This window comes from Tianweitania populi, assembly GCF_014652875.1.
Lineage (GTDB): Bacteria > Pseudomonadota > Alphaproteobacteria > Rhizobiales > Rhizobiaceae > Tianweitania > Tianweitania populi.
Map to the genome: position 1 here is coordinate 1,001,170 of NZ_BMZQ01000001.1, position 20,782 is coordinate 1,021,951.

Here is a 20,782-nt window from a genome sequence, read left to right on the forward strand (position 1 = left end):
CAATCCTTTTTTGTCGGCGCTAGTCGCCGCCTCCGATATTTCCGGACCCAACCATGCAGACTGTCATCATCGTCATTCACCTCCTGATCGTGCTTGCACTCGTAGGCGTGGTTCTTGTGCAGCGCTCTGAAGGCGGCGGCCTGGGCGTGGGCGGCGGTTCGGGCTTCATGACGGCGCGCGGCGCTGCCAATGCCTTGACGCGGACCACAGCCATCCTGGCCACGGCGTTCTTCATTACATCGCTCGCGTTGTCCTTGCTCGCGCGATATTACGGCAACGATCCGCTAGATATCCTCGACCGTCTTCCAAACAACGTACCTGGTCAGACACAGACCGCACCTGCCGGAAACGGCAATGGTGTGCTTGACCAGCTTGGTGGCAGCCCGTCGACGCCAGCAGTGCCTGCAACACCAGCGCCGGCCACGCCACCATCCGGCGATGCTCCGGCCGCCCCTGCTGCGCCCGCTGCAAACACCCCGGCACCTGACTCACCAGCGGTTGGCGCACCGGCGGGCAACGTGCCTGCTGCACCTGCTACAGAAGGCACAGCGCCTCAGAGCAGTAACACGGTTCCGTCTGGTCAATAAGGATGCCATGCAGGCTGTGCCCGTATGGACACAGCCTGTTGCAAAGATGCGACGGCAGGCCGTTCCGATCACTTGGGATGGCACGAGGTTCTTGAGCCTTCGATCAGTTGGGACTACCAAGAACGACGAAGGTGGCGTCAGGCGATCGCCTAAGCGCGAGTCTCCTTCGTTTTAGTCAAATCAGGTTTGCCCATGCTGCTCCGTGACCTTGTTGTTGCCGGCCTTTGCTCGGCTGTTGTTTACGTGTCTCCAGCCCATGCAGGCGGAGATCGTGGTTTCGACTTCGCTGGAATGTATCAGCGCAAGCTGGACGCCCAGACGGTGACCACCGGTGCGACGGGCAAGCCCGGCGCTGCCCCTGCGAAGGGTGCAGCTGCAAAGAAGACTTCGGCAGCGGACACGAAGAAGTCTGTTTCTAAATCTGTTCCGCAAGCCAACACCGTTTCACAGACCAAGCCGGTCGCTCGCACTGTAGCAATGCCGCAGATGGTGCAGCCTGTTTCCACCATGCCGACGGTGGACGTCGCCGTGGAAGGCAACAATGGCGAGTTGCGCAGCGTGCAGCGTCCGCAGGGTGGCTTCTTCAAGACCATCTTCGGCGAAGACGCGCCGCCGCGCTACCTGCCGGAAACGCAGACGCTGGACGGCAAGCTGGCCGCTCGCGCCGCTGCCAAGCCCTTCAAGGTAAAGGCCGAGTTCGAACCGCAGACGGTTGCGTTCTCGGGCTATGAGAAGGGTACGATCGTCATCGACACCACTGCTCGTCGTCTTTACCTCGTTGAATCCCGCGATACGGCACGTCGTTATGCCATCGCCGTCGGCAAGGAAGGTTTGGCGTTCAAGGGCACCGGAACGGTTGGGGACAAACAGGAATGGCCGCGGTGGTTCCCGACCAAGGACATGCAGGCGCGTGAGCCCAAGAAATATGGACAGTACAAAGACGGTATGAACGGTGGCCCGAGCAACCCTTTGGGCGCGCGTGCGATCTATCTTTATCAGGGGAAGACGGACACCCACATCCGCATCCATGGCACGACGCAGCCTGAATCGATTGGCAGCGCAGCATCCAACGGTTGCTTCCGGATGATCAACGAACACGTGATGGAATTGTACCAGCGCGTTCCAATGGGCGCTCAGATCGTCGTCCTGTAATCTTTTCAGGCTATATGAGACTTCGAGGGAGGCCGGTTCGCCGGCCTCTTTCTTTTGTGCACAGGGCAGTGACCGCTAAGGGCGGCGACTGTCAATTTTGACTGGCGGAATCGATCCGCAAGAGCTAAGCGATAAATCCCATGGCGCGATATGTTTTCATCACCGGCGGCGTGGTCTCCTCACTTGGCAAAGGCATAGCAGCAGCGGCTCTTGGAGCTCTGTTGCAGGCACGCGGATACCGCGTGAGGATCCGTAAGCTCGACCCTTATCTCAACGTTGATCCGGGCACGATGTCGCCCTACCAGCACGGCGAGGTTTTCGTCACCGACGACGGTGCGGAGACCGACCTCGACCTCGGCCATTACGAGCGCTTTACAGGCCGCTCGGCCAATGCCCGCGACAACATCACCACGGGTCGCATCTACAAGAACATCATCGAACGCGAACGTCGCGGCAATTATCTGGGTGCGACAGTTCAGGTCATCCCGCACGTTACCGACGAGATCAAGAACTTCGTTCGCGAAGGCAATGACGACTACGACTTCGTGCTTTGCGAAATCGGCGGGACTGTGGGCGACATCGAAGCGATGCCGTTCCTGGAAGCGATCCGTCAGCTTGGCAACGAATTGCCGCGCGGGCAGGCCGTCTATATCCACTTGACGCTGATGCCGTTCATCCCGGCGGCGGGCGAGTTGAAGACCAAGCCCACCCAGCATTCCGTCAAGGAGTTGCAGGCGCTTGGTATAGCTCCAGACATCCTCTTGGTCCGCGCTGACCGCGCTATTCCGCGCGAAGAGCGTCGCAAGCTTTCGCTGTTCTGCAATGTGCGCGAATCGGCTGTCATCCAGGCGCTGGACGTCGCCAATATCTATGATGTGCCCATGGCTTATCATGGAGAGGGCCTGGACAGCGAAGTGCTGACGGCTTTCGGCATCGATCCGGCTCCGAAGCCGCGCATGGAGCGCTGGGGGGAGGTGGCCGACCGCATCCACAATCCGGAAGGCGAAGTCACGATCGCCATTGTCGGCAAGTATACCGGCCTGAAGGACGCCTATAAGTCGCTGATCGAGGCGCTGGCGCATGGCGGCATCGCCAATCGCGTCAAGGTAAAGCTGGACTGGATCGAGAGCGAGGTCTTCGAAAAGGAAGATCCGGCCCCATTCCTGGAGAAGGTTCACGGCATCCTCGTTCCCGGCGGCTTTGGTGAGCGAGGCTCCGAGGGCAAGATCCTCGCTGCCAAGTTCGCCAGAGAGCGGAAAGTGCCGTACTTTGGCATCTGCTTCGGCATGCAGATGGCCTGCCTTGAAGCTGCCCGGTCACTCGCTGGCATCGAACACGCCTCATCGACCGAGTTCGGCAAGACGAATGAACCCGTTGTCGGTCTCATGACCGAATGGCTGAAGGGCAACATGCTAGAGAAGCGCCAGGCCGCTGGTGATCTCGGCGGCACGATGCGGCTCGGCGCATACGATGCTCGCCTCAAGGAAGGGTCACGCATCGCCGAAATCTATGGCGACAGCCAAATCGTCGAACGCCATCGCCACCGCTACGAAGTCAACATCGACTACAAGGAGCGGCTGGAAGCCTGCGGTCTGGTTTTCGCCGGTATGAGCCCCGATGGCGTTCTGCCGGAAACGATCGAATATGCCGACCATCCCTGGTTCATCGGCGTTCAGTATCATCCGGAGCTGAAGAGCCGACCATTCGAACCGCATCCGTTGTTTGCAAGCTTCGTGCGGGCGGCGATGGCACAGAGCCGTTTGGTCTAAGGTGGCGATCAGTCGGGTTGCGGGCGGTGTCTTGAACCCGACAATGATTTCAGGCAGAGGGCGTGGATGAGCGCTCAACTTCGTCCCCTCGACCACCTCGTTTTGCCTGTTGACGATCTTTCCACTGCCGAAGCCCGCTACCAGGCGCTCGGCTTTCAGGTCGCGCCGCGCGGGCAGCATCCTTTCGGCACGGCAAACGCCTGCGTCTACCTAGCTGACGGCACCTTTCTTGAACCACTCGCGGTGGCGGATCAGGAAAGCGCAGCTGAGGCTGTGAAGGCCGGCAATGTCTTTGTGGGGCACGATACAATTTTTCGCACCCGCGTCGCACAGGACGGACTATCGGCGCTGGTGCTGGGCACCCAGGATGCGGCCGCCGATGATGCGCGCTTCCGAGCCAACTCTGTGTCGCGAGGCGAGATGCTGCGCTTCTCGCGGCCCTTCGTCGGTCCTGATGGCACGACGGGTGAAGCAAGCTTCCTGCTCGCTTTCGCGGGCGATCTTCGTGCGCCAGACGCGCTGTTCTTTACCTGCGAGCGCGTGGGTGTTCCGGCCGTTGATCGCACGCCGCTGACGCGTCATGCGAACGGCGTCACGGCGTTGCGGCGCGTGATTCTCGTTGCTCCTGAACCGCATCACTTCGAGATGCTTCTGACGACATTGATGGATCATGCCGAACCGGTCCGAAGCGAGAACGGCTTCGAACTTCAAGCCGGTACGTCGCTGATCACGGTTCTGACACCAGCTTCCGCGAATGCGCTTCTTGGCAACGCAAGTTGGGATGAAGCCGATCCGACACTGCAGTTTGCTGCGATCGAATTTGGCGTAGCGGATCTGTCTGCAACCCGAGCGATCTTTGAAGCTGCCAGCATTCCAGTTCAGCTCGCAGGCCAATCGCTCCGCGTTGACGCGGCTGCGGGCCAGGGCGTGCCGTTCCTTTTTACGGAAGCAAAATCATGACCAATCCTAATCCGCATGTCTCGGTCGGTTCCGTTACCTTCGGCAACGATCTCCCACTCACCTTGATTGCTGGTCCCTGCCAGCTGGAAACGCGCCAGCACGCCTTCGACATGGCCGGAAGCCTGAAGGATATAGCGTCCAAGCTGGGGATCAGCCTGATCTACAAGACGAGCTACGACAAGGCGAACCGCACGTCGCTCGGCGGCAAGCGCGGCGCAGGTCTTGAAACTGCGTTGCCGATCTTCGCTGACATCAAGAAGGATCTCGGTCTTCCGGTCTTGACGGATGTGCATACGGAAGAGCAGTGCGCGATCGTTGGCGAAGTTGTCGACATCCTGCAGATCCCGGCCTTTCTTTGCCGTCAGACGGACCTCCTCATCGCAGCAGCAGCCACGGGCAAAGTGGTCAACATCAAGAAGGGCCAGTTCCTTGCGCCATGGGACATGAAGAATGTCGTGGCCAAGGTGACTGAGTCTGGAAACGCCAATGTTCTGACAACCGAACGCGGCGTGTCCTTCGGATACAACACGCTGGTGTCCGACATGCGCGCCTTGCCGGTCTTGCGCGAGATTGGTGCACCCGTGATCTTCGATGCGACTCATTCTGTGCAGCAGCCTGGCGGGCAGGGCGGCTCTACGGGCGGCGAAAGGCGGCATGTCGAGACTCTGGCGCGGGCGGCGGTTGCTGTCGGTGTTGCCGGCGTCTTTATCGAGACACATCAGAATCCAGACCATGCGCCATCGGACGGACCCAACATGGTTCCACTCGACAAGCTGCCGGCCTTGATGGAACGCCTGATGGCGTTTGATGCTCTCGCGAAAGGCTGACAACAACGCCGCTTAAGCCGTAATGCCACTGTCTTCTGCGGCTGTTTACGCGCGGCAGAAGCGTGGCCGCTGTTGCCTTTCGCCCTGCTTCCGATAAGGACATCCGCGAGATCCAGATCATAGCGGAGAGGCAGCAATGACGGCCATTATCGACATCATCGGGCGCGAAATTCTAGACAGCCGCGGCAATCCGACGGTTGAAGTCGATGTGCATCTTGAAGACGGTGCCTTTGGCCGCGCCGCAGTGCCGTCCGGCGCGTCCACCGGCGCGCATGAGGCCGTTGAGTTGCGTGACGGTGGCGAGCGTTACCTGGGCAAGGGCGTGGAGAAAGCCGTCAACGCCGTCAACGGAGAGATCTTCGATGCAATCGGCGGCATGGACGCCGAGAACCAGTTGCAGATCGACAAGGCAATGATCGAGCTGGACGGCAGCGCCAACAAGGGGCGGCTCGGTGCGAATGCGATTCTCGGCGTTTCGCTGGCGGTCGCCAAGGCTGCTGCTCAATCCTCCGGTCTGCCGCTGTATCGCTATGTCGGCGGCCTCAACGCGCACGTCCTTCCGGTCCCGATGATGAACATCATCAATGGCGGCGCGCATGCCGACAATCCGATCGACTTCCAGGAATTCATGATCATGCCGGTCGGCGCAGAAAGTCTGCGTGACGCCGTACGCATGGGTGCCGAGGTTTTCCACACGCTTAAGAAGCGTTTGAAGGATGCCGGCCACAACACCAATGTCGGCGACGAGGGCGGTTTCGCCCCTAATCTCAAGAGCGCGGTCGATGCGCTCGACTTCGTCACCGCGTCGATTGAGAAGGCTGGTTACCGCCCGGGCGAGGATATGTTCATCGCTTTGGATTGTGCCGCAACCGAGTTCTTCAAGGACGGCAATTACGTTTATGAAGGCGAGGGCAAGAACCGCTCTCCGCAGGAGCAGGCAGAATATCTCGCCAAGCTGGCGGCCGATTACCCGATCATCTCCATCGAAGACGGCATGTCTGAAGACGATTGGGATGGCTGGAAGGCGCTGACCGATCTGGCCGGCAAGAACGTCCAGCTCGTCGGCGACGATCTGTTCGTGACAAACACCGCGCGATTGCGCGATGGCATCAAGATGGGCGTGGCCAATTCCATCCTAGTGAAGGTCAACCAGATCGGCTCACTCAGCGAAACTCTGGACGCAGTCGAGACCGCCCACAAGGCCGGCTACACAGCGGTCATGTCCCACCGCTCGGGCGAGACGGAAGATGCCACGATTGCCGATCTGGCGGTTGCCACCAACTGCGGACAGATCAAGACCGGCTCGCTGGCGCGTTCTGACCGGTTGGCCAAGTACAACCAGTTGATTCGGATCGAGCAGGAGCTTGGACCGCAGGCGACATATGCCGGCACGAGCATTTTGCGGGCTCGTTGAGCCTGATTGTAACGCGCTGTTAAGCACGTTCCTTCACATTGGCGCGGTAGTAGCGGATCGCGCCAATGTGGACACGTCAGTATCGTCAACGGAACTTCGGCCGGCTCATTCTTCCGGTCATCACGATCGTTTTTCTATCCTATTTCGGCTTCCATGCCTGGCATGGCGAGTACGGCATCTACTCCAAGTACGCCTTGGAAGAGCGCGCAGTCGCTTTGCAGAAACAGCTTGATTCTATCCGCAGTCAACGCGTCGCGCTCGAAACGCGCGTCCGTCTCTTACAGGACGGCTCGATCGAGAAAGACATGCTTGATGAGCAGGCACGCCGCTCTTTGAACCTTTCCCACAATGACGAATTGGTCATCCTGCGCCAGCATGGCGGCTAATCTGGCTCCAAATCTTTGATGAACCCGTTTTTAGTTCATCGTTTTTCTTCTTCGACTTTCAACAGGTTAGCCGCATAACAGCCATGCATTTTGCGCATGGCGGTGCGGCTTTCTGCATGCTAGCGTCTGCCTCGACCCGGGCATCGGAGCTTCCGAGCCCCGTTGATGTCCGCCAAGAGACAGTTTGAGGGAGTCGAGCATGGCCACTGCCGCGAGAACATCGCCGGCGAAAGCGAAGGCTGACGCAAAACCAGATACACAGTTCCGCGGAACACTCGAAGCTCCGCAGCCGGCGACGCTTTCGAAGGAGCAGGAACTTTCCGCCTACAAGCACATGTTGCTGATCCGTCGCTTTGAAGAAAAGGCTGGTCAGCTTTATGGCATGGGCTTCATCGGCGGCTTCTGCCATCTCTATATCGGTCAGGAAGCCGTTGTGACGGGCATGAAGCTCGGCATGCGCGAGGGCGATCAGATGATCACCGCCTATCGCGATCACGGCCATATGCTGGCGATGGACATGGATCCACGTGGCGTGATGGCCGAGCTGACCGGACGTCGTGGCGGCTATTCCAAGGGCAAGGGCGGCTCCATGCACATGTTCTCCAAGGAGAACAAGTTCTATGGCGGCCATGGCATCGTCGGCGCTCAGGTTTCGCTCGGCACTGGTCTGGCTTTCGCCAACAAGTATCGCAATGACGGCTCCGTTTGCGTTACCTATTTCGGCGACGGCGCTGCCAACCAGGGCCAGGTCTACGAGAGCTTCAACATGGCCTCGCTATGGAAGCTCCCCGTGGTCTACGTCATCGAGAACAACCGCTATGCAATGGGCACTTCGGTGACCCGCTCGTCGGCTGAAACCGTGTTCTCGCAGCGCGGCGTGTCCTTCCGCATTCCTGGCATGCAGGTGGACGGCATGGACGTGCGGGCAGTGAAGTCGGCATCGGAATATGCGCTTGAGCATGCCCGGTCCGGCCAAGGTCCGATCATCCTCGAAATGCAGACCTATCGCTATCGCGGTCACTCGATGTCCGATCCGGCCAAGTATCGCTCGAAGGACGAAGTGCAGAAGATGCGCTCCGAACACGACCCGATCGAGCAGGTTAAGAACCGCATGATCGAGCAAGGCTGGGCCAGCGAAGAAGAGTTGAAGACGATCGATAAGGACGTTCGCGACGTCGTCGCCGACTCCGCCGATTTCGCCCAGACCGATCCAGAGCCGGATGCATCCGAGCTCTACACCGACATTCTGCTTTGAGGGGAGACGGGTATGCCGATCGAAATCCTTATGCCCGCTTTGTCTCCCACGATGGAGGAAGGCAATCTCTCGAAATGGTTGAAGAACGAGGGTGATTCTGTTGCCCCCGGCGACGTGATCGCCGAGATCGAGACCGACAAGGCGACCATGGAAGTGGAAGCCGTCGACGAAGGCACGCTGGGCAAGATCCTGATTGCCGCCGGTACCGAAGGTGTGAAGGTCAATACGCCGATCGCGGTTCTGCTGCAGGACGGCGAGAGCGCTGGCGATATTGGATCCAGCAAGCCTCCTAGTTCCGAAGATGCAGCAGCATCGCCGGTCGCGAACGTCGACAAGGAAGACAAGGCGACTGTGAGTTCTGCCGGTGATGCGGGCGAGAAGGCGCGCCGCTCGACGGACGAGCCGTCGTCTCAGGCCGACAACACAAAGGTTCCCGCGACGCCGAAGGCCGAGGTCGCAGCTGATCCGGACATCCCGGCCGGAACGGAAATGGTTGCGACCACCGTTCGTGAAGCCCTTCGCGACGCCATGGCGGAAGAAATGCGCCGTGACCAGGACGTCTTCGTCATGGGCGAAGAGGTTGCAGAATATCAGGGCGCCTACAAGATCACCCAAGGCCTGCTTCAGGAATTCGGCCCGCAGCGTGTGGTCGATACGCCCATCACCGAGCATGGTTTTGCCGGCGTTGGCGTGGGTGCGGCGATGTCCGGCCTTAAGCCGATTGTCGAGTTCATGACCTTCAACTTCGCGATGCAGGCGATCGACCAGATCGTCAACTCGGCGGCGAAGACACTTTACATGTCGGGCGGCCAGATGGGCGCGCCGATCGTGTTCCGTGGACCGAACGGTGCTGCGGCGCGCGTCGGTGCCCAGCACAGCCAGGATTACGCGGCCTGGTACAGCCACATTCCCGGCTTGAAGGTTGTGCAGCCATATACCGCTGCCGACGCAAAGGGCCTGTTGAAGGCCGCGATCCGCGATCCTAATCCGGTGATCTTCCTCGAGAACGAGATCCTGTACGGCCAGTCCTTTGACGTGCCGAAGCTCGATGATTTCGTTTTGCCGATCGGCAAGGCGCGCATTCACAAGCAGGGCAAGGATGTGACGATCGTGTCTGCTGGTATCGGCATGACCTATGCCGTTAAGGCGGAGCTGGAACTGCGTGAAATGGGCATCGATGCGGAAATCATCGATCTGCGCACCATACGGCCCCTAGATTTCGACACGATCCTCGCTTCGGTGAAGAAGACGAACCGGCTCGTGACCATCGAAGAAGGCTTCCCGCAGAATTCGGTCGGCGATCACATCGCCAGCCAGGTCATGCAGCGCGCCTTTGATTATCTGGATGCGCCGGTCATTACGGTTTGCGGCAAGGACGTTCCGATGCCCTATGCAGCGAACCTCGAAAAGCTGGCTCTGCCGAGCGTTGCGGATGTGGTAGAGGCGGTGAAAACCGTCACCTACCGGGGTTAAGGGGAGCGTCATGCCGATCAACATCACCATGCCGGCCCTGTCGCCTACGATGGAAGAGGGCAACCTCGCCAAGTGGCTGGTCAAGGAAGGCGACAAGGTTGCGCCCGGCGATGTGATCGCCGAGATTGAAACCGACAAGGCCACGATGGAAGTCGAGGCCGTTGACGAGGGAACGGTCGCCAAGATTGTGGTTCCAGCCGGCACGGAAGGCGTGAAGGTCAATTCCCTCATCGCCATTCTGGCGGCCGAGGGAGAGGACGCCAGCGCCGCTGCAGCGGGTGGTAGCGACGCCGCTTCTCCGCAGAGCGCTTCGGCATCGCAGCCAGCGAGCACCAAGTCGGGAGAGGACGCGGCAACCAAGTCGGGTTACGGCGGAAGCGCAACTCCTGCGGCTGGCTCTGAAAAGCCGGCAGAAGCGACCAAGAATGAGGCTGCAAGAGCAACTCCTCCGGCAAGGTCAGAGGGTGAACGGGTATTCGCCTCTCCACTGGCGCGTCGCCTGGCAAAGGATGCGGGGATCGATCTCGCAAGTCTTTCGGGCTCCGGCCCGCGTGGTCGCATCGTAAAGGCCGATGTGGAAGGCGCAGGCAAGGGTGGTGCGGTTCAGCCGGCCACGTCAGCGGCCCAGACGGACGCGGCTGCCCCAGTCACTCCCGCTTTGGCACCTAAGGCCATGTCGGACGAGGCGGTTCTCAAGCTCTTCGAGCAAGGTTCCTACGAGCTCGTACCGCATGACAACATGCGCAAGACGATCGCCCGGCGTCTGGTTGAAGCCAAGACGACGATCCCGCACTTCTACCTGACGGTGGATTGCGAGCTTGACGCACTTCTGGCGCTTCGTCAGCAGCTGAACGCCGCAGCTCCCATGAAGAAGACCGACAAGGGCGACGCGCCGCTCTACAAGCTTTCGGTCAATGACATGATCATCAAGGCGATGGCGCTTGCGCTGCGTGACGTACCGACAGCCAATGCCTCGTGGACGGAAACCAACATGGTCATGCACAAGCATGCCGATGTTGGCGTGGCCGTGTCCATCCCAGGCGGGCTGATCACGCCGATCATTCGTCGCGCGGAAGAAAAATCGCTCTCGACCATCTCCAACGAGATGAAAGACCTTGCCGCACGAGCACGCTCGCGCAAGCTGAAGCCCGAGGAATACCAGGGCGGCACGACTGCCGTGTCCAACCTCGGCATGTTCGGCATCAAGGACTTCTCCGCCGTCATCAATCCGCCGCACGCCACGATCCTGGCGATCGGCGCAGGTGAGGAGCGTCCGGTGGTAAAGGGCGGCGAGATCAAGGTTGCGACCGTGATGTCCGTGACGCTTTCGACCGATCACCGTGCGGTGGACGGCGCATTGGGTGCGGAGCTGATTGGCGCCTTCAAGCGTCATATCGAAAACCCGCTCGGCATGCTGGTCTAAGCGGCCATGAAGACGGCGCTCTGTTATGGCGACTCGCTGAGCTGGGGTTACGATCCCGAAGGCGGCGTTCGCCACGCCTATGAGGATCGCTGGACGAGCGTGCTTCAGGCAGCACTCGGTAGTCAGGCAGCTATCATCGCCGAAGGTCTGAATGGCCGCACGACGGTTTGGGACGATTACCTCGCTCCAGCCGACCGGAATGGAGCGCGCATCCTGCCCTGCATTCTGTCGACGCATGCACCGCTTGATCTCGTGATCTTCATGCTCGGCACCAACGACATGAAGCCTCAGATTTGCGGCAAGGCGTTCGGCGCTCGGCGCGGTGTGGAGCGACTTATCGAGATCGTTCGCTATCACGCATATCCTACCGCGGCGGATGCGCCCGACATCCTCATCGTTGCGCCGCCTTCGATCTGCGAAACGGCTGACCCTGATTTTTCAGCGATGTTCGCTGGCTCTATTCAGGAGTCGCAGATGCTTGCGCCGCTCTATGCCGACCTGGCCGATCAGCTCGGCTGCGGCTTCTTTGATGCAGGCGCAGTGGCGAAGACCTCGCCGTTGGATGGCATCCATCTGGATGCCGTCAATACAAAAGCGATCGGCAAGGGTCTTGAGCCGATCGTACGCATGATGCTCGGACTTTAAGGAGACGGTGATGGCCGACACAATCTACGACGTGATCATCATCGGCTCGGGTCCCGGCGGCTATGTCGCCGCCGTGCGTGCGGCACAGCTTGGCCTCAAGACAGCGATCGTTGAGCGGGAGCATCTCGGCGGCATCTGCTTGAACTGGGGCTGCATTCCCACCAAGGCGCTGCTGCGCTCGGCCGAAGTCATGCACTACGCCCAGCATCCGGAAGCTTACGGCCTGACGATCGACGGCCAGGTGTCTGCCGATGTGGATGCCGTGGTGAAGCGGTCGCGCGGTGTGTCGCTGCGCCTGAACGGCGGCGTCGGCTTCCTTATGAAGAAGAACAAGGTCGACGTGATCTGGGGCGAAGCCAAGATCACGAAGGCTGCCAAGGGCGAAGCGCCAGGCGAGATCGTCGTCGGCGAGTCGTCGAAGAAAGCCATGGAGCCTCAGCCTCCGGCCCCGAAGGGCACGTTGGGCGAGGGCACCTACAAGGCCAAGAACATCATCGTTGCAACGGGCGCGCGTCCGCGCGTGTTGCCCGGCATTGAACCGGACGGCGACAAGATCTGGACCTACTTCGAAGCCATGGTGCCGAAGGCACTGCCGAAGTCTTTGATCGTGATGGGCTCGGGCGCCATCGGCATCGAGTTCGCCTCCTTCTATCGCACCATGGGTGCCGATGTAACAGTGGTCGAACTGCTGCCGCAGGTCATGCCGGTGGAAGATGCCGAGATTTCCAAGTTCGCGCAGAAGCAGCTGGAAAAGCAGGGACTGAAGTTCCTTCTCGAAGCCAAGGTCGCCAAGGTCGAGAAGACGGCTGACGGCGTGATCGCGCATATCGAGACTAAGGACGGCAAGACGCAGCAGCTGAAGGCCGACAAGCTGATCTCCGCTGTTGGTGTGCAGGGCAACTTCGAGGGCCTTGGCCTTGAAGCGCTCGGCATCGAGCTCGATCGCGGCATCATCAAGACTGATGGTAAAGGCTCGACCAATGTGCCTGGCATCCATGCAATCGGCGATGTCGCCGGCGCGCCGATGCTGGCACACAAGGCCGAGCATGAGGGCGTGACCTGCGTCGAGAAGATCGCCGGTCTCCATGTTCATGCACTCGACAAAGGCAAGATCCCAGGCTGCACCTATTGCCAGCCGCAAGTCGCCTCAGTTGGCTTGACGGAAGCGAAAGCCAAAGAGACAGGCCGCGAGATCCGCGTTGGCCGCTTCTCCTTTGCAGCCAACGGAAAGGCGATTGCGCTCGGCGAGGATCAAGGTCTCATCAAGACGATCTTCGATGCCAAGACCGGCGAGTTGCTTGGCGCGCATATGGTGGGTGCCGAGGTCACAGAGCTTATCCAGGGCTTCGTGGTTGCCATGAACCTCGAAACCACCGAGGAAGAGTTGATGCATACGATCTTCCCGCATCCAACCTTGTCCGAGATGATGAAGGAAAGCGTGCTTGATGCTTATGGACGAGCGCTAAACGCCTGATTTCCACAGCCTTCCTCATAGCTCGCCGTCCTGTCACGGAACCGAAATGCATCTAAGAACGTTTCCGGTCTGGAATGGCACACGCCGTTCCCCGGAAGCGCACTGGGTATTTTGCGCCGGGCAATCAAAGGAGCGGGCAATGGAAGTGAATGGCGTAGGTTGGCTTGCAGCCATCATCATCGGCGGTTTGGCTGGTTGGCTGGCCGAAAAAGTCATGAAGAGCGACATGGGCCTCTTCATGAATATCATTCTCGGCATCATCGGTGCGGTCGTCTTAAATGCGATCCTCGTGGCGCTGAACATCGGCATTCTTGGCGTTGGCTGGATTGCCTACCTGATCACGGGCTTCATCGGTGCCTGTATTCTGATTTGGGTCGGCCGTTTGATCCGCCGCTAGATCCAGCATTTCTGCAAAGCAGATCCCCGTTCGCGCTCGCCAGCGCGGACGGGGTTTTCTTTTGCCTGCTGGGAGCTTACATGCGGAAGGGAAGGGTGAACCCGCAGCACGCGCGGTCGCCTGGCATGTTTGTTAGGATTGGCATGGTTACCGTCCTCGATACCGTTCAGCGGTCCCGTTTGCGCCACCCCGAGAAGGCGCACCGTCCCGACCAGGAAGTGGCGAAGAAGCCGGATTGGATCCGCGTCAAGGCTCCGACTTCCAAGAACTATGCCGAAACCCGCTCCATCGTGAAGGACAACAAACTCGTCACGGTATGCGAGGAGGCAGGATGCCCGAACATTGGCGAATGCTGGGACAAGAAGCACGCCACCTTCATGATCATGGGCGAAATCTGCACGCGCGCATGTGCCTTCTGCAACGTTTCAACAGGACGGCCGCTGGCACTTGATCCGCTTGAACCTGCAAACGTCGCCAAGGCGGTTCAGCAAATGGGGTTGACGCATGTGGTGATCACATCTGTTGATCGCGATGATCTTGCCGATGGCGGTGCGCAGCATTTTGCCGAGGTCATACGTGCCATTCGCGCCCTTACGCCGCTTACCACCATTGAGATCCTTACCCCTGACTTCCTTCGCAAGGATGGCGCTTTGGAGATCGTGGTTGCCGCGCGTCCGGACGTGTTTAACCACAACCTCGAAACGGTGCCGTCGAACTATCTGACAGTGCGGCCAGGCGCTCGCTACTTCCATTCCATTCGTTTGCTGCAGCGAGTGAAGGAGCTCGATCCATCGATCTTCACCAAGTCCGGCATCATGGTCGGGTTGGGTGAAGAGCGGAATGAAGTGCTTCAGCTGATGGATGATCTGCGCAGCGCCGAGGTCGATTTCATGACGATCGGTCAATATCTGCAGCCCACAAAGAAGCATCATCCAGTCAAGGCCTTTGTCACCCCTGACGAGTTCAAGTCCTATGAAACGGTGGCACTTTCAAAAGGCTTTCTGGTTGTGGCATCGAGCCCGCTGACGCGGTCGTCGCACCATGCCGGCGAGGATTTCGCACGCCTACGCCTGGCGCGTGAGGCGCAGCTGAAAGCTTTCGCAGCAACCGCCGCCTGATGCCGCAGTTCACGACCACACGGCATGTCCGTCATACGCCGGACAAGATGTTTGCGCTGGTTGCGGATATCGAGCAGTACCCGCAATTCCTGCCGCTTTGCGAAGCCTTGAGCGTGCGTTCCAAGCGCGAACGCGATGGTCTGACCGTGCTCGTTGCCGACATGAGCGTCGGCTACAAGGCGATCCGCGAAACATTCACCAGCCAGGTCGTGCTGAAGCCGGCCGAGAACATCATCGACGTGAAGTATCTAGATGGTCCGTTTCGTTACCTTACGAACCAGTGGCAATTCACGCCCACTACGGATGGTGGCACGGACATTCAGTTCTTCATTGATTACGAGTTCAAGAGCCGGATACTTGGCGCGATGATGGGCGCTATGTTCGATCGCGCCTTTCGGATGTTCTCCGAAGCGTTCGAGAAGCGCGCCGATGTCATCTACGGCCGTCCGGCCTAGCTCAAGCGCCGCGCAGCGCTTCGACCCCATATTGCAAGGCGGTTCGTGCGGCTTCACGGCGGATGAAGTCTCGACCGTTGTTTTCGAACACGCGCTTGATTGCGAGGGGCTTGCGACGTTCGACGGCGATGCCGAACCAGACGAGGCCGACCGGCTTGTCGTCTGTACCGCCTTCCGGGCCAGCCACGCCGGTTGTGGCCAAAGCGATCCCGGCCTTGGAGTTCTCTAACGCGCCAGCCGCCATCTCCAGAGCGGTCTGCTGGGATACCGCACCGAATTGCTCAAGGGTCTCAACCGTTACGCCCAGCATCTCGACCTTGGATGCGTTGGAGTAGGTCACGAAGCCGCGATCAATCACGGCGGACGCACCGGGCACGTCCGTAAGCATCGTTGCAATCAGTCCGCCGGTACAGGATTCGGCTGTCGCAGCCATGACGCGACGCTCCCAGCACCCCTTCAGGAACTCTACAACGAGGTCGGTATCATCGCTCATTCTTCAAGGCTCCCGGGGTAAACGACAGTTGCTGTGGCGATTGCTGCGATGCCTTCCGAGCGCCCGATAAAGCCGAGGCGCTCATTAGTCGTTGCCTTGACGGACACGCGGTTCGGGCTGATGCCGAGCATTTCGGCCATGGCGGCAACCATTGCTTCGCGGTTCGGTCCCACCTTTGGCGCTTCGCAAATCAAAGTCACGTCGGCATTGGCGATGCGTCCGCCGTTCTGACGAACGACTTTCGCAGCATGTTCCACGAAGATCTTCGACGCTGCACCGCGCCATTGAGGATCCGACGGCGGAAAATGCGTCCCGATATCACCTGCGCCGCACGTGGCGAGCAACGCGTCGGTGAGGGCGTGCAGACCCACATCAGCATCAGAATGCCCAGACAACTTCTTGTCGTGCGGGATCGAAACGCCACAAAGCCAGACAGCATCGCCGGGCTCGAACGCATGCACGTCGTAGCCGTTTCCGGTGCGCACATCGGGAAATGTGGATGCCAGTTGCAGGCGTTGATCAGCCATTGCGATGTCTCTCGCCCAAGTCAGTTTGATGTTGTCCACAGAACCCGGCACGATCCGCACCGCAAGCCCCGCCCACGAGGCTATGGCGGCGTCATCGGTAAAGGCTCCGAGCCCTGCTTCAGCAGCCTGACGATGCGCATAGCGAATGCGCTGATAGTTGAAGGCCTGTGGCGTCTGCGCTGCATGCAGGTCCTCACGCGGAACCGTCTCCAACACGTTCATCTCAGAGTCTGCACGCTTGATCGTATCTGAAACGGGCAGGGCGGGGAGAACCGCTTCGGCTTCGACAAGAGCGGATGCAACGCGATCGATGAGAGCAGCATCCACAAAGGGCCGAGCGGCGTCGTGGATCATGACGTGTTTGGGGAAACTTTCCGCCAGAGCCTCCAAGGCCAACCGTGTCGAGGCTTGGCGCGTTGCCCCGCCGTGAACAAGCTTCACGCGCTCAGCGCCTTCACCCACAGCCTTGCGGAACAAGGCGTCGTCATCAGGGTGGATCGCAACGATGATCTGCCCGACGGCCGGATGATTCAGGAACGCTTGCAAAGTGTGCGCAACAACAGCTTTGCCGCCAATCATGCGGTATTGCTTCGGGCCCTCAGCCTGCCCCGCTCGCTCGCCTCGCCCGGCCGCGAGGATAACAACGGCGATCTCAGATGGTATGCGAGATGGGTTGTTCAAGCTTGGACGCATGCGGTCTTGGAGGATCTTGCATCAGCAATGCTGCACAGAATGCACGCAGCACCATTGCGACAGGCGGTAAAGCTGGTTAGAGAACAAGCATCCCACGCCATTGCTTGGTTTTTGAGCATGACCGAGTTGAACATTCTAGCGGCACCTCTCACGATCGGCTCAGCGGTCGTGCGCAATCGCGTGTTTCTGGCTCCTATGTCGGGTGTGACCGACGAACCGTTGCGGCAGCGCGCCTACGATCATGGCGCGGGACTTGTGGTGGCCGAAATGGTCGCCAGCGGCGAACTCGTCAAGGGCCATGAGGATTCACGCAGACGCCTACGCCATTCCGGCCTGCCCGTCCACATGATCCAGCTTGCCGGCAGAGAAGCCGACGCCATGGCCGAAGCGGCGAGGGTGGCAGCAGGCGAGGGCGCAGACATCATCGACATCAACATGGGCTGCCCGGCGAAGAAGGTGACCGGTGGCTATTGTGGGTCGGCGCTCATGCGCAACCTTGATCATGCGGTTTCCCTGATCGATGCCGTCGTGGCCGCAGTGCCCGTACCGGTCACGGTGAAGATGCGGCTCGGATGGGACGACGATTCGCGCAACGCACCTGAACTCGCCGCACGCGCCGAGCAATCCGGTGTTTCGATGGTCACAGTGCACGGGCGCACGCGCTGCCAGTTCTACAAGGGTGCGGCCGATTGGAGCGCGGTTGCTGCCGTGAAGGCCGCGGTGTCTCTGCCGGTTGTCGTCAACGGTGACATTGAAACGCAGGCTGATGCACAAGCTGCACTGGCAGCGTCCGGTGCTGATGCCGTGATGATGGGTCGAGCCCACTATGGGGCGCCTTGGGCGGCCGGTCACGTCGCGAGCGACAGAGATACAAAGCCGGCTGACTTAGCCAGCTACGTCATTGCTCACTACGAGGATATGTTGAGCCTTTATGGTCGCGAAAGCGGGCTTCGGCAGGCCCGCAAGCATCTCGGCTGGTATCTCGATCGCCATGCCTGTCACACCACTCAGGCAAGAAAGTCTGCCATCATGACCAGCCTCGATCCTGCCGTGGTGATCCGAGAACTGCGTCTGGCTTTTGCCTCCTCACCCAACTTGGAGATGGTTGCATGAACCGCGATATGTCTTCTGCGGTGGATCCTGCAAACATTGTCCTGAACACCATCCGTCGGCCGGTGGTGATGGTCGACGCAGACGGGCTTATCAGCTTCGCGAATGCAGAGGCCGAGGACTTCTTCCGATCGAGCGCTGCCGTTCTTGCCAAAACCTCGCTTGCCAAACTGATTCCGTTCGGCAGTCCCTTGTTGACGCTCGTAGATCAGGTTCGCGAGCGCAACGCACCCGTCAACGAGTATCGCGTCGATGTTTCCAGCCCGCGTCTGGGTTTGGAAAAGCTGGTCGATGTCTACGTGGCGCCTGTTCCTGAGATATCCGGCTCCGTAGTGGTGATGCTGCAGGAACGCTCGATGGCCGACAAGATCGAGCGCCAGATGACGCATCGCAGCGCCGCGCGTTCCGTCACCGGACTGGCTGCGATGCTGGCTCACGAAATCAAGAACCCACTGTCGGGTATCCGCGGTGCGGCGCAGCTTCTTGAAACCGCAGTGTCTGATGAAGACCGTTCGCTCACGCGATTGATTACCGAAGAGACCGACCGCATCGTGTCTCTGGTCGATCGTATGGAAGTCTTTTCCGACGAGCGCCCCATCGAGCGCCAGCCGGTCAACATCCACGTCGTGTTCGATCGTGTGAAAGCCATCGCGGCAAATGGCTTCGCGCGCCGCATCAAGATCAACGAGATCTACGATCCAAGCTTGCCGCCGGTTTATGCCAATCGCGACCAGCTAGTACAGATCTTCCTCAATCTCGTGAAGAATGCGGCCGAGGCGATCGGTAATGATCCGCAGGGCGAGATCACGCTGACGACTGCGTTTCGCCCAGGCATTCGCGTCATGGCTCCCGGCTCGCGCGACCGCGTTTCGCTGCCGCTCGAATTCTGCGTGATCGACAATGGGCCGGGGGTGTCCGAGGACATTTTGCCGATCCTGTTCGATCCCTTCATCACCACCAAGATCAACGGGTCGGGTCTCGGCCTTGCGCTGGTTGCGAAGCTCGTGGGCGAGCACGGCGGCGTGATCGAATGTGACTCCACACCGCGCGGCACCTCATTCCGCATTCTGATGCCTGCCTGGAAAGACGATCATCCCAGGCAATCCTTCTCCGACGGGAACCAAGCACAATGACAGTCAAAGGCAGCATCTTGATCGCCGATGACGACGCCGCTATTCGCACGGTGCTAAACCAGGCGCTGTCACGCGTCGGCCACGATGTGCGCGTGACCTCCAACGCCGCAACACTGTGGCGCTGGGTGTCGGCAGGCGATGGTGATCTGGTGATCACGGACGTGGTGATGCCGGACGAGAACGCCTTCGACATGCTGCCGCGCATCAAGAAGGCCCGGCCGGATCTGCCGGTCGTCGTCATGAGCGCGCAGAACACGTTCATGACCGCGATCCGCGCGTCGGAGTCCGGCGCTTACGAGTATCTGCCGAAGCCTTTCGACCTCACCGAACTGCTCAACATCGTCAACCGCGCACTGTCAGAGCCGAAGAAGCCGCGCCACGACCGCAATCTGGAAGAGCAGCCGGATTCGATGCCACTGGTTGGGCGCTCGCCCGCCATGCAGGACATCTACCGGATGCTTGCACGCATGATGCAGACGGATCTAACCGTCATGATTTCAGGCGAGTCCGGCACCGGCAAGGAGTTGGTAGCACGCGCGCTGCATGAATATGGCCGGCGTCGCAATGGACCGTTTGTCGCCATCAACATGGCGGCCATTCCCCGCGACCTGATCGAGTCTGAGCTTTTCGGCCACGAGAAGGGCGCCTTCACGGGCGCCCAGAACCGCTCGACGGGGCGTTTCGAACAGGCGGAAGGTGGCACGCTGTTCCTTGATGAGATCGGCGACATGCCGATGGAAGCGCAAACACGTTTGCTGCGTGTGCTTCAGCAGGGTGAATATACGACGGTTGGCGGTCGCACGCCGATCAAGACCGATGTTCGCATTGTCGCCGCCACCAACAAGGATCTGCGCACGCTGATCAATCAGGGTCTGTTCCGCGAGGACCTGTTCTATCGCCTCAACGTCGTACCCTTGCGGCTGCCGCCTCTGCGCGAGCGCAGCGAAGACATTCCGGATCTGGTGCGGCACTTCTTCAAGCAGGGGGAAAGCGAAGGGCTGCAGCAGAAGCGGATTTCTCCCGCCGGCTATGATCTTATGAAGCGCTATCCGTGGCCGGGTAACGTGCGCGAGCTCGAAAACCTGATCCGCCGTTTGGCCGCGCTGTATCCCCAAGACGAGATTGCGGCCGAGATCATCGAACAAGAATTGCGGACGCGGGATGCCGTAAGCGGCGGTGGGATCAGCACCGGCCTGCCCGACGACCTTTCTATCGGTCAAGCCGTGGAAATTTACCTCCAGCGCTACTTTGCTGAATTCGGCACCGACCTTCCTCCGCCGGGCTTGTATCAAAGGCTATTGGCAGAGGTCGAGTATCCGCTGGTGCTGGCTTCGATGACAGCCACGCGCGGCAACCAGATCAAGGCGGCTGAGCTTCTCGGTCTCAATCGCAACACGCTGCGCAAGAAGATCCGAGAACTAGGCGTCAATGTTTATCGCGGCGGCCGCTGAGCGTCGGTTCGCCTAAGCGGCTGTTGATGGACGCGCTTCA

Annotated in this window: 20 protein-coding genes; 18 read left to right on the forward strand and 2 right to left on the reverse strand. The window is 59.9% G+C overall.

The annotated features are described in order from the left end of the window. Nucleotides 1–53: 53 nt before the first annotated feature. From secG to IE166_RS05060, 15 genes are all read left to right on the forward strand, one after another. On the forward strand, nucleotides 54–587 hold the full coding sequence (gene secG, locus IE166_RS04990) for a preprotein translocase subunit SecG (protein ID WP_189502138.1): 534 nt from the start codon (nucleotides 54–56) through the stop codon (nucleotides 585–587). A gap of 192 nt (nucleotides 588–779) precedes the next feature. Continuing rightward, complete coding sequence (locus tag IE166_RS04995; RefSeq protein ID WP_189502139.1) at nucleotides 780–1,739, forward strand: L,D-transpeptidase; 960 nt, start codon at nucleotides 780–782, stop codon at nucleotides 1,737–1,739. Nucleotides 1,740–1,879: 140 nt separating this feature from the next. Continuing rightward, nucleotides 1,880–3,508 carry a CTP synthase gene (locus IE166_RS05000; protein ID WP_189502141.1) on the forward strand — a complete coding sequence of 543 codons (1,629 nt, stop codon included), beginning with the start codon at nucleotides 1,880–1,882 and terminating at the stop codon, nucleotides 3,506–3,508. Between the two features lie 66 nt (nucleotides 3,509–3,574). Continuing rightward, on the forward strand, nucleotides 3,575–4,468 hold the full coding sequence (locus IE166_RS05005; protein WP_189502144.1) for a VOC family protein: 894 nt from the start codon (nucleotides 3,575–3,577) through the stop codon (nucleotides 4,466–4,468). Beyond that, entirely contained in the window at nucleotides 4,465–5,295 is an 831-nt protein-coding gene (kdsA, locus tag IE166_RS05010) for a 3-deoxy-8-phosphooctulonate synthase (protein ID WP_189502146.1), read from the forward strand. Before IE166_RS05005 ends, kdsA begins: the two co-directional genes overlap by 4 nt. Before the next feature lie 136 nt (nucleotides 5,296–5,431). Then, complete coding sequence (gene eno, locus IE166_RS05015) at nucleotides 5,432–6,709, forward strand: phosphopyruvate hydratase (protein ID WP_189502149.1); 1,278 nt, start codon at nucleotides 5,432–5,434, stop codon at nucleotides 6,707–6,709. Between the two features lie 65 nt (nucleotides 6,710–6,774). After that, nucleotides 6,775–7,095, forward strand: coding sequence for an FtsB family cell division protein (locus IE166_RS05020; protein ID WP_189502151.1), 321 nt, complete (start codon nucleotides 6,775–6,777; stop codon nucleotides 7,093–7,095). 199 nt (nucleotides 7,096–7,294) lie between these two features. After that, nucleotides 7,295–8,350, forward strand: a complete 1,056-nt coding sequence (gene pdhA, locus IE166_RS05025; protein WP_189502153.1) for a pyruvate dehydrogenase (acetyl-transferring) E1 component subunit alpha — start codon at nucleotides 7,295–7,297, stop codon at nucleotides 8,348–8,350. A gap of 12 nt (nucleotides 8,351–8,362) precedes the next feature. Beyond that, entirely contained in the window at nucleotides 8,363–9,823 is a 1,461-nt protein-coding gene (locus IE166_RS05030) for a pyruvate dehydrogenase complex E1 component subunit beta (RefSeq protein WP_189502155.1), read from the forward strand. Between the two features lie 10 nt (nucleotides 9,824–9,833). Continuing rightward, nucleotides 9,834–11,246: a pyruvate dehydrogenase complex dihydrolipoamide acetyltransferase gene (locus IE166_RS05035; RefSeq protein ID WP_189502157.1), complete on the forward strand. Its 1,413-nt coding sequence runs from the start codon at nucleotides 9,834–9,836 to the stop codon at nucleotides 11,244–11,246. Nucleotides 11,247–11,252: 6 nt separating this feature from the next. Continuing rightward, nucleotides 11,253–11,891: an SGNH/GDSL hydrolase family protein gene (locus IE166_RS05040; protein WP_189502159.1), complete on the forward strand. Its 639-nt coding sequence runs from the start codon at nucleotides 11,253–11,255 to the stop codon at nucleotides 11,889–11,891. 10 nt (nucleotides 11,892–11,901) lie between these two features. Then, complete coding sequence (gene lpdA, locus IE166_RS05045) at nucleotides 11,902–13,365, forward strand: dihydrolipoyl dehydrogenase (RefSeq protein ID WP_189502161.1); 1,464 nt, start codon at nucleotides 11,902–11,904, stop codon at nucleotides 13,363–13,365. Nucleotides 13,366–13,504: 139 nt separating this feature from the next. Further along, on the forward strand, nucleotides 13,505–13,762 hold the full coding sequence (locus IE166_RS05050) for a GlsB/YeaQ/YmgE family stress response membrane protein (RefSeq protein ID WP_189502162.1): 258 nt from the start codon (nucleotides 13,505–13,507) through the stop codon (nucleotides 13,760–13,762). Between the two features lie 143 nt (nucleotides 13,763–13,905). Further along, nucleotides 13,906–14,880 carry a lipoyl synthase gene (lipA, locus tag IE166_RS05055; RefSeq protein WP_189502164.1) on the forward strand — a complete coding sequence of 325 codons (975 nt, stop codon included), beginning with the start codon at nucleotides 13,906–13,908 and terminating at the stop codon, nucleotides 14,878–14,880. Further along, on the forward strand, nucleotides 14,880–15,335 hold the full coding sequence (locus IE166_RS05060; protein ID WP_189502166.1) for a type II toxin-antitoxin system RatA family toxin: 456 nt from the start codon (nucleotides 14,880–14,882) through the stop codon (nucleotides 15,333–15,335). The genes lipA and IE166_RS05060 overlap by 1 nt, the downstream gene beginning before the upstream one ends. Nucleotide 15,336: 1 nt before the next feature. Here IE166_RS05060 and IE166_RS05065 read toward each other — a convergent pair whose 3' ends face one another. Together IE166_RS05065 and IE166_RS05070 are read right to left on the reverse strand one after the other, a co-directional pair. Continuing rightward, nucleotides 15,337–15,828 (reverse strand): CinA family protein, encoded by a 492-nt coding sequence (locus IE166_RS05065; protein WP_189502168.1) that lies wholly within the window; start codon nucleotides 15,826–15,828, stop codon nucleotides 15,337–15,339. After that, entirely contained in the window at nucleotides 15,825–17,048 is a 1,224-nt protein-coding gene (locus IE166_RS05070) for a bifunctional 2-C-methyl-D-erythritol 4-phosphate cytidylyltransferase/2-C-methyl-D-erythritol 2,4-cyclodiphosphate synthase (RefSeq protein WP_189502170.1), read from the reverse strand. Before IE166_RS05070 ends, IE166_RS05065 begins: the two co-directional genes overlap by 4 nt. Before the next feature lie 117 nt (nucleotides 17,049–17,165). Between IE166_RS05070 and dusB the strand changes: the two genes are divergently transcribed. Genes dusB through ntrC form a run of 3 tightly spaced genes read left to right on the forward strand, consistent with a single transcriptional unit; the run spans nucleotide 17,166 to nucleotide 20,742 of the window. Further along, nucleotides 17,166–18,161: a tRNA dihydrouridine synthase DusB gene (gene dusB / locus IE166_RS05075; RefSeq protein WP_189502172.1), complete on the forward strand. Its 996-nt coding sequence runs from the start codon at nucleotides 17,166–17,168 to the stop codon at nucleotides 18,159–18,161. Then, nucleotides 18,158–19,291: a two-component system sensor histidine kinase NtrB gene (locus tag IE166_RS05080; protein WP_189502174.1), complete on the forward strand. Its 1,134-nt coding sequence runs from the start codon at nucleotides 18,158–18,160 to the stop codon at nucleotides 19,289–19,291. Before dusB ends, IE166_RS05080 begins: the two co-directional genes overlap by 4 nt. After that, nucleotides 19,288–20,742, forward strand: coding sequence for a nitrogen regulation protein NR(I) (gene ntrC, locus IE166_RS05085; RefSeq protein ID WP_189502176.1), 1,455 nt, complete (start codon nucleotides 19,288–19,290; stop codon nucleotides 20,740–20,742). The genes IE166_RS05080 and ntrC overlap by 4 nt, the downstream gene beginning before the upstream one ends. The last annotated feature ends 40 nt before the right edge of the window (nucleotides 20,743–20,782 follow it).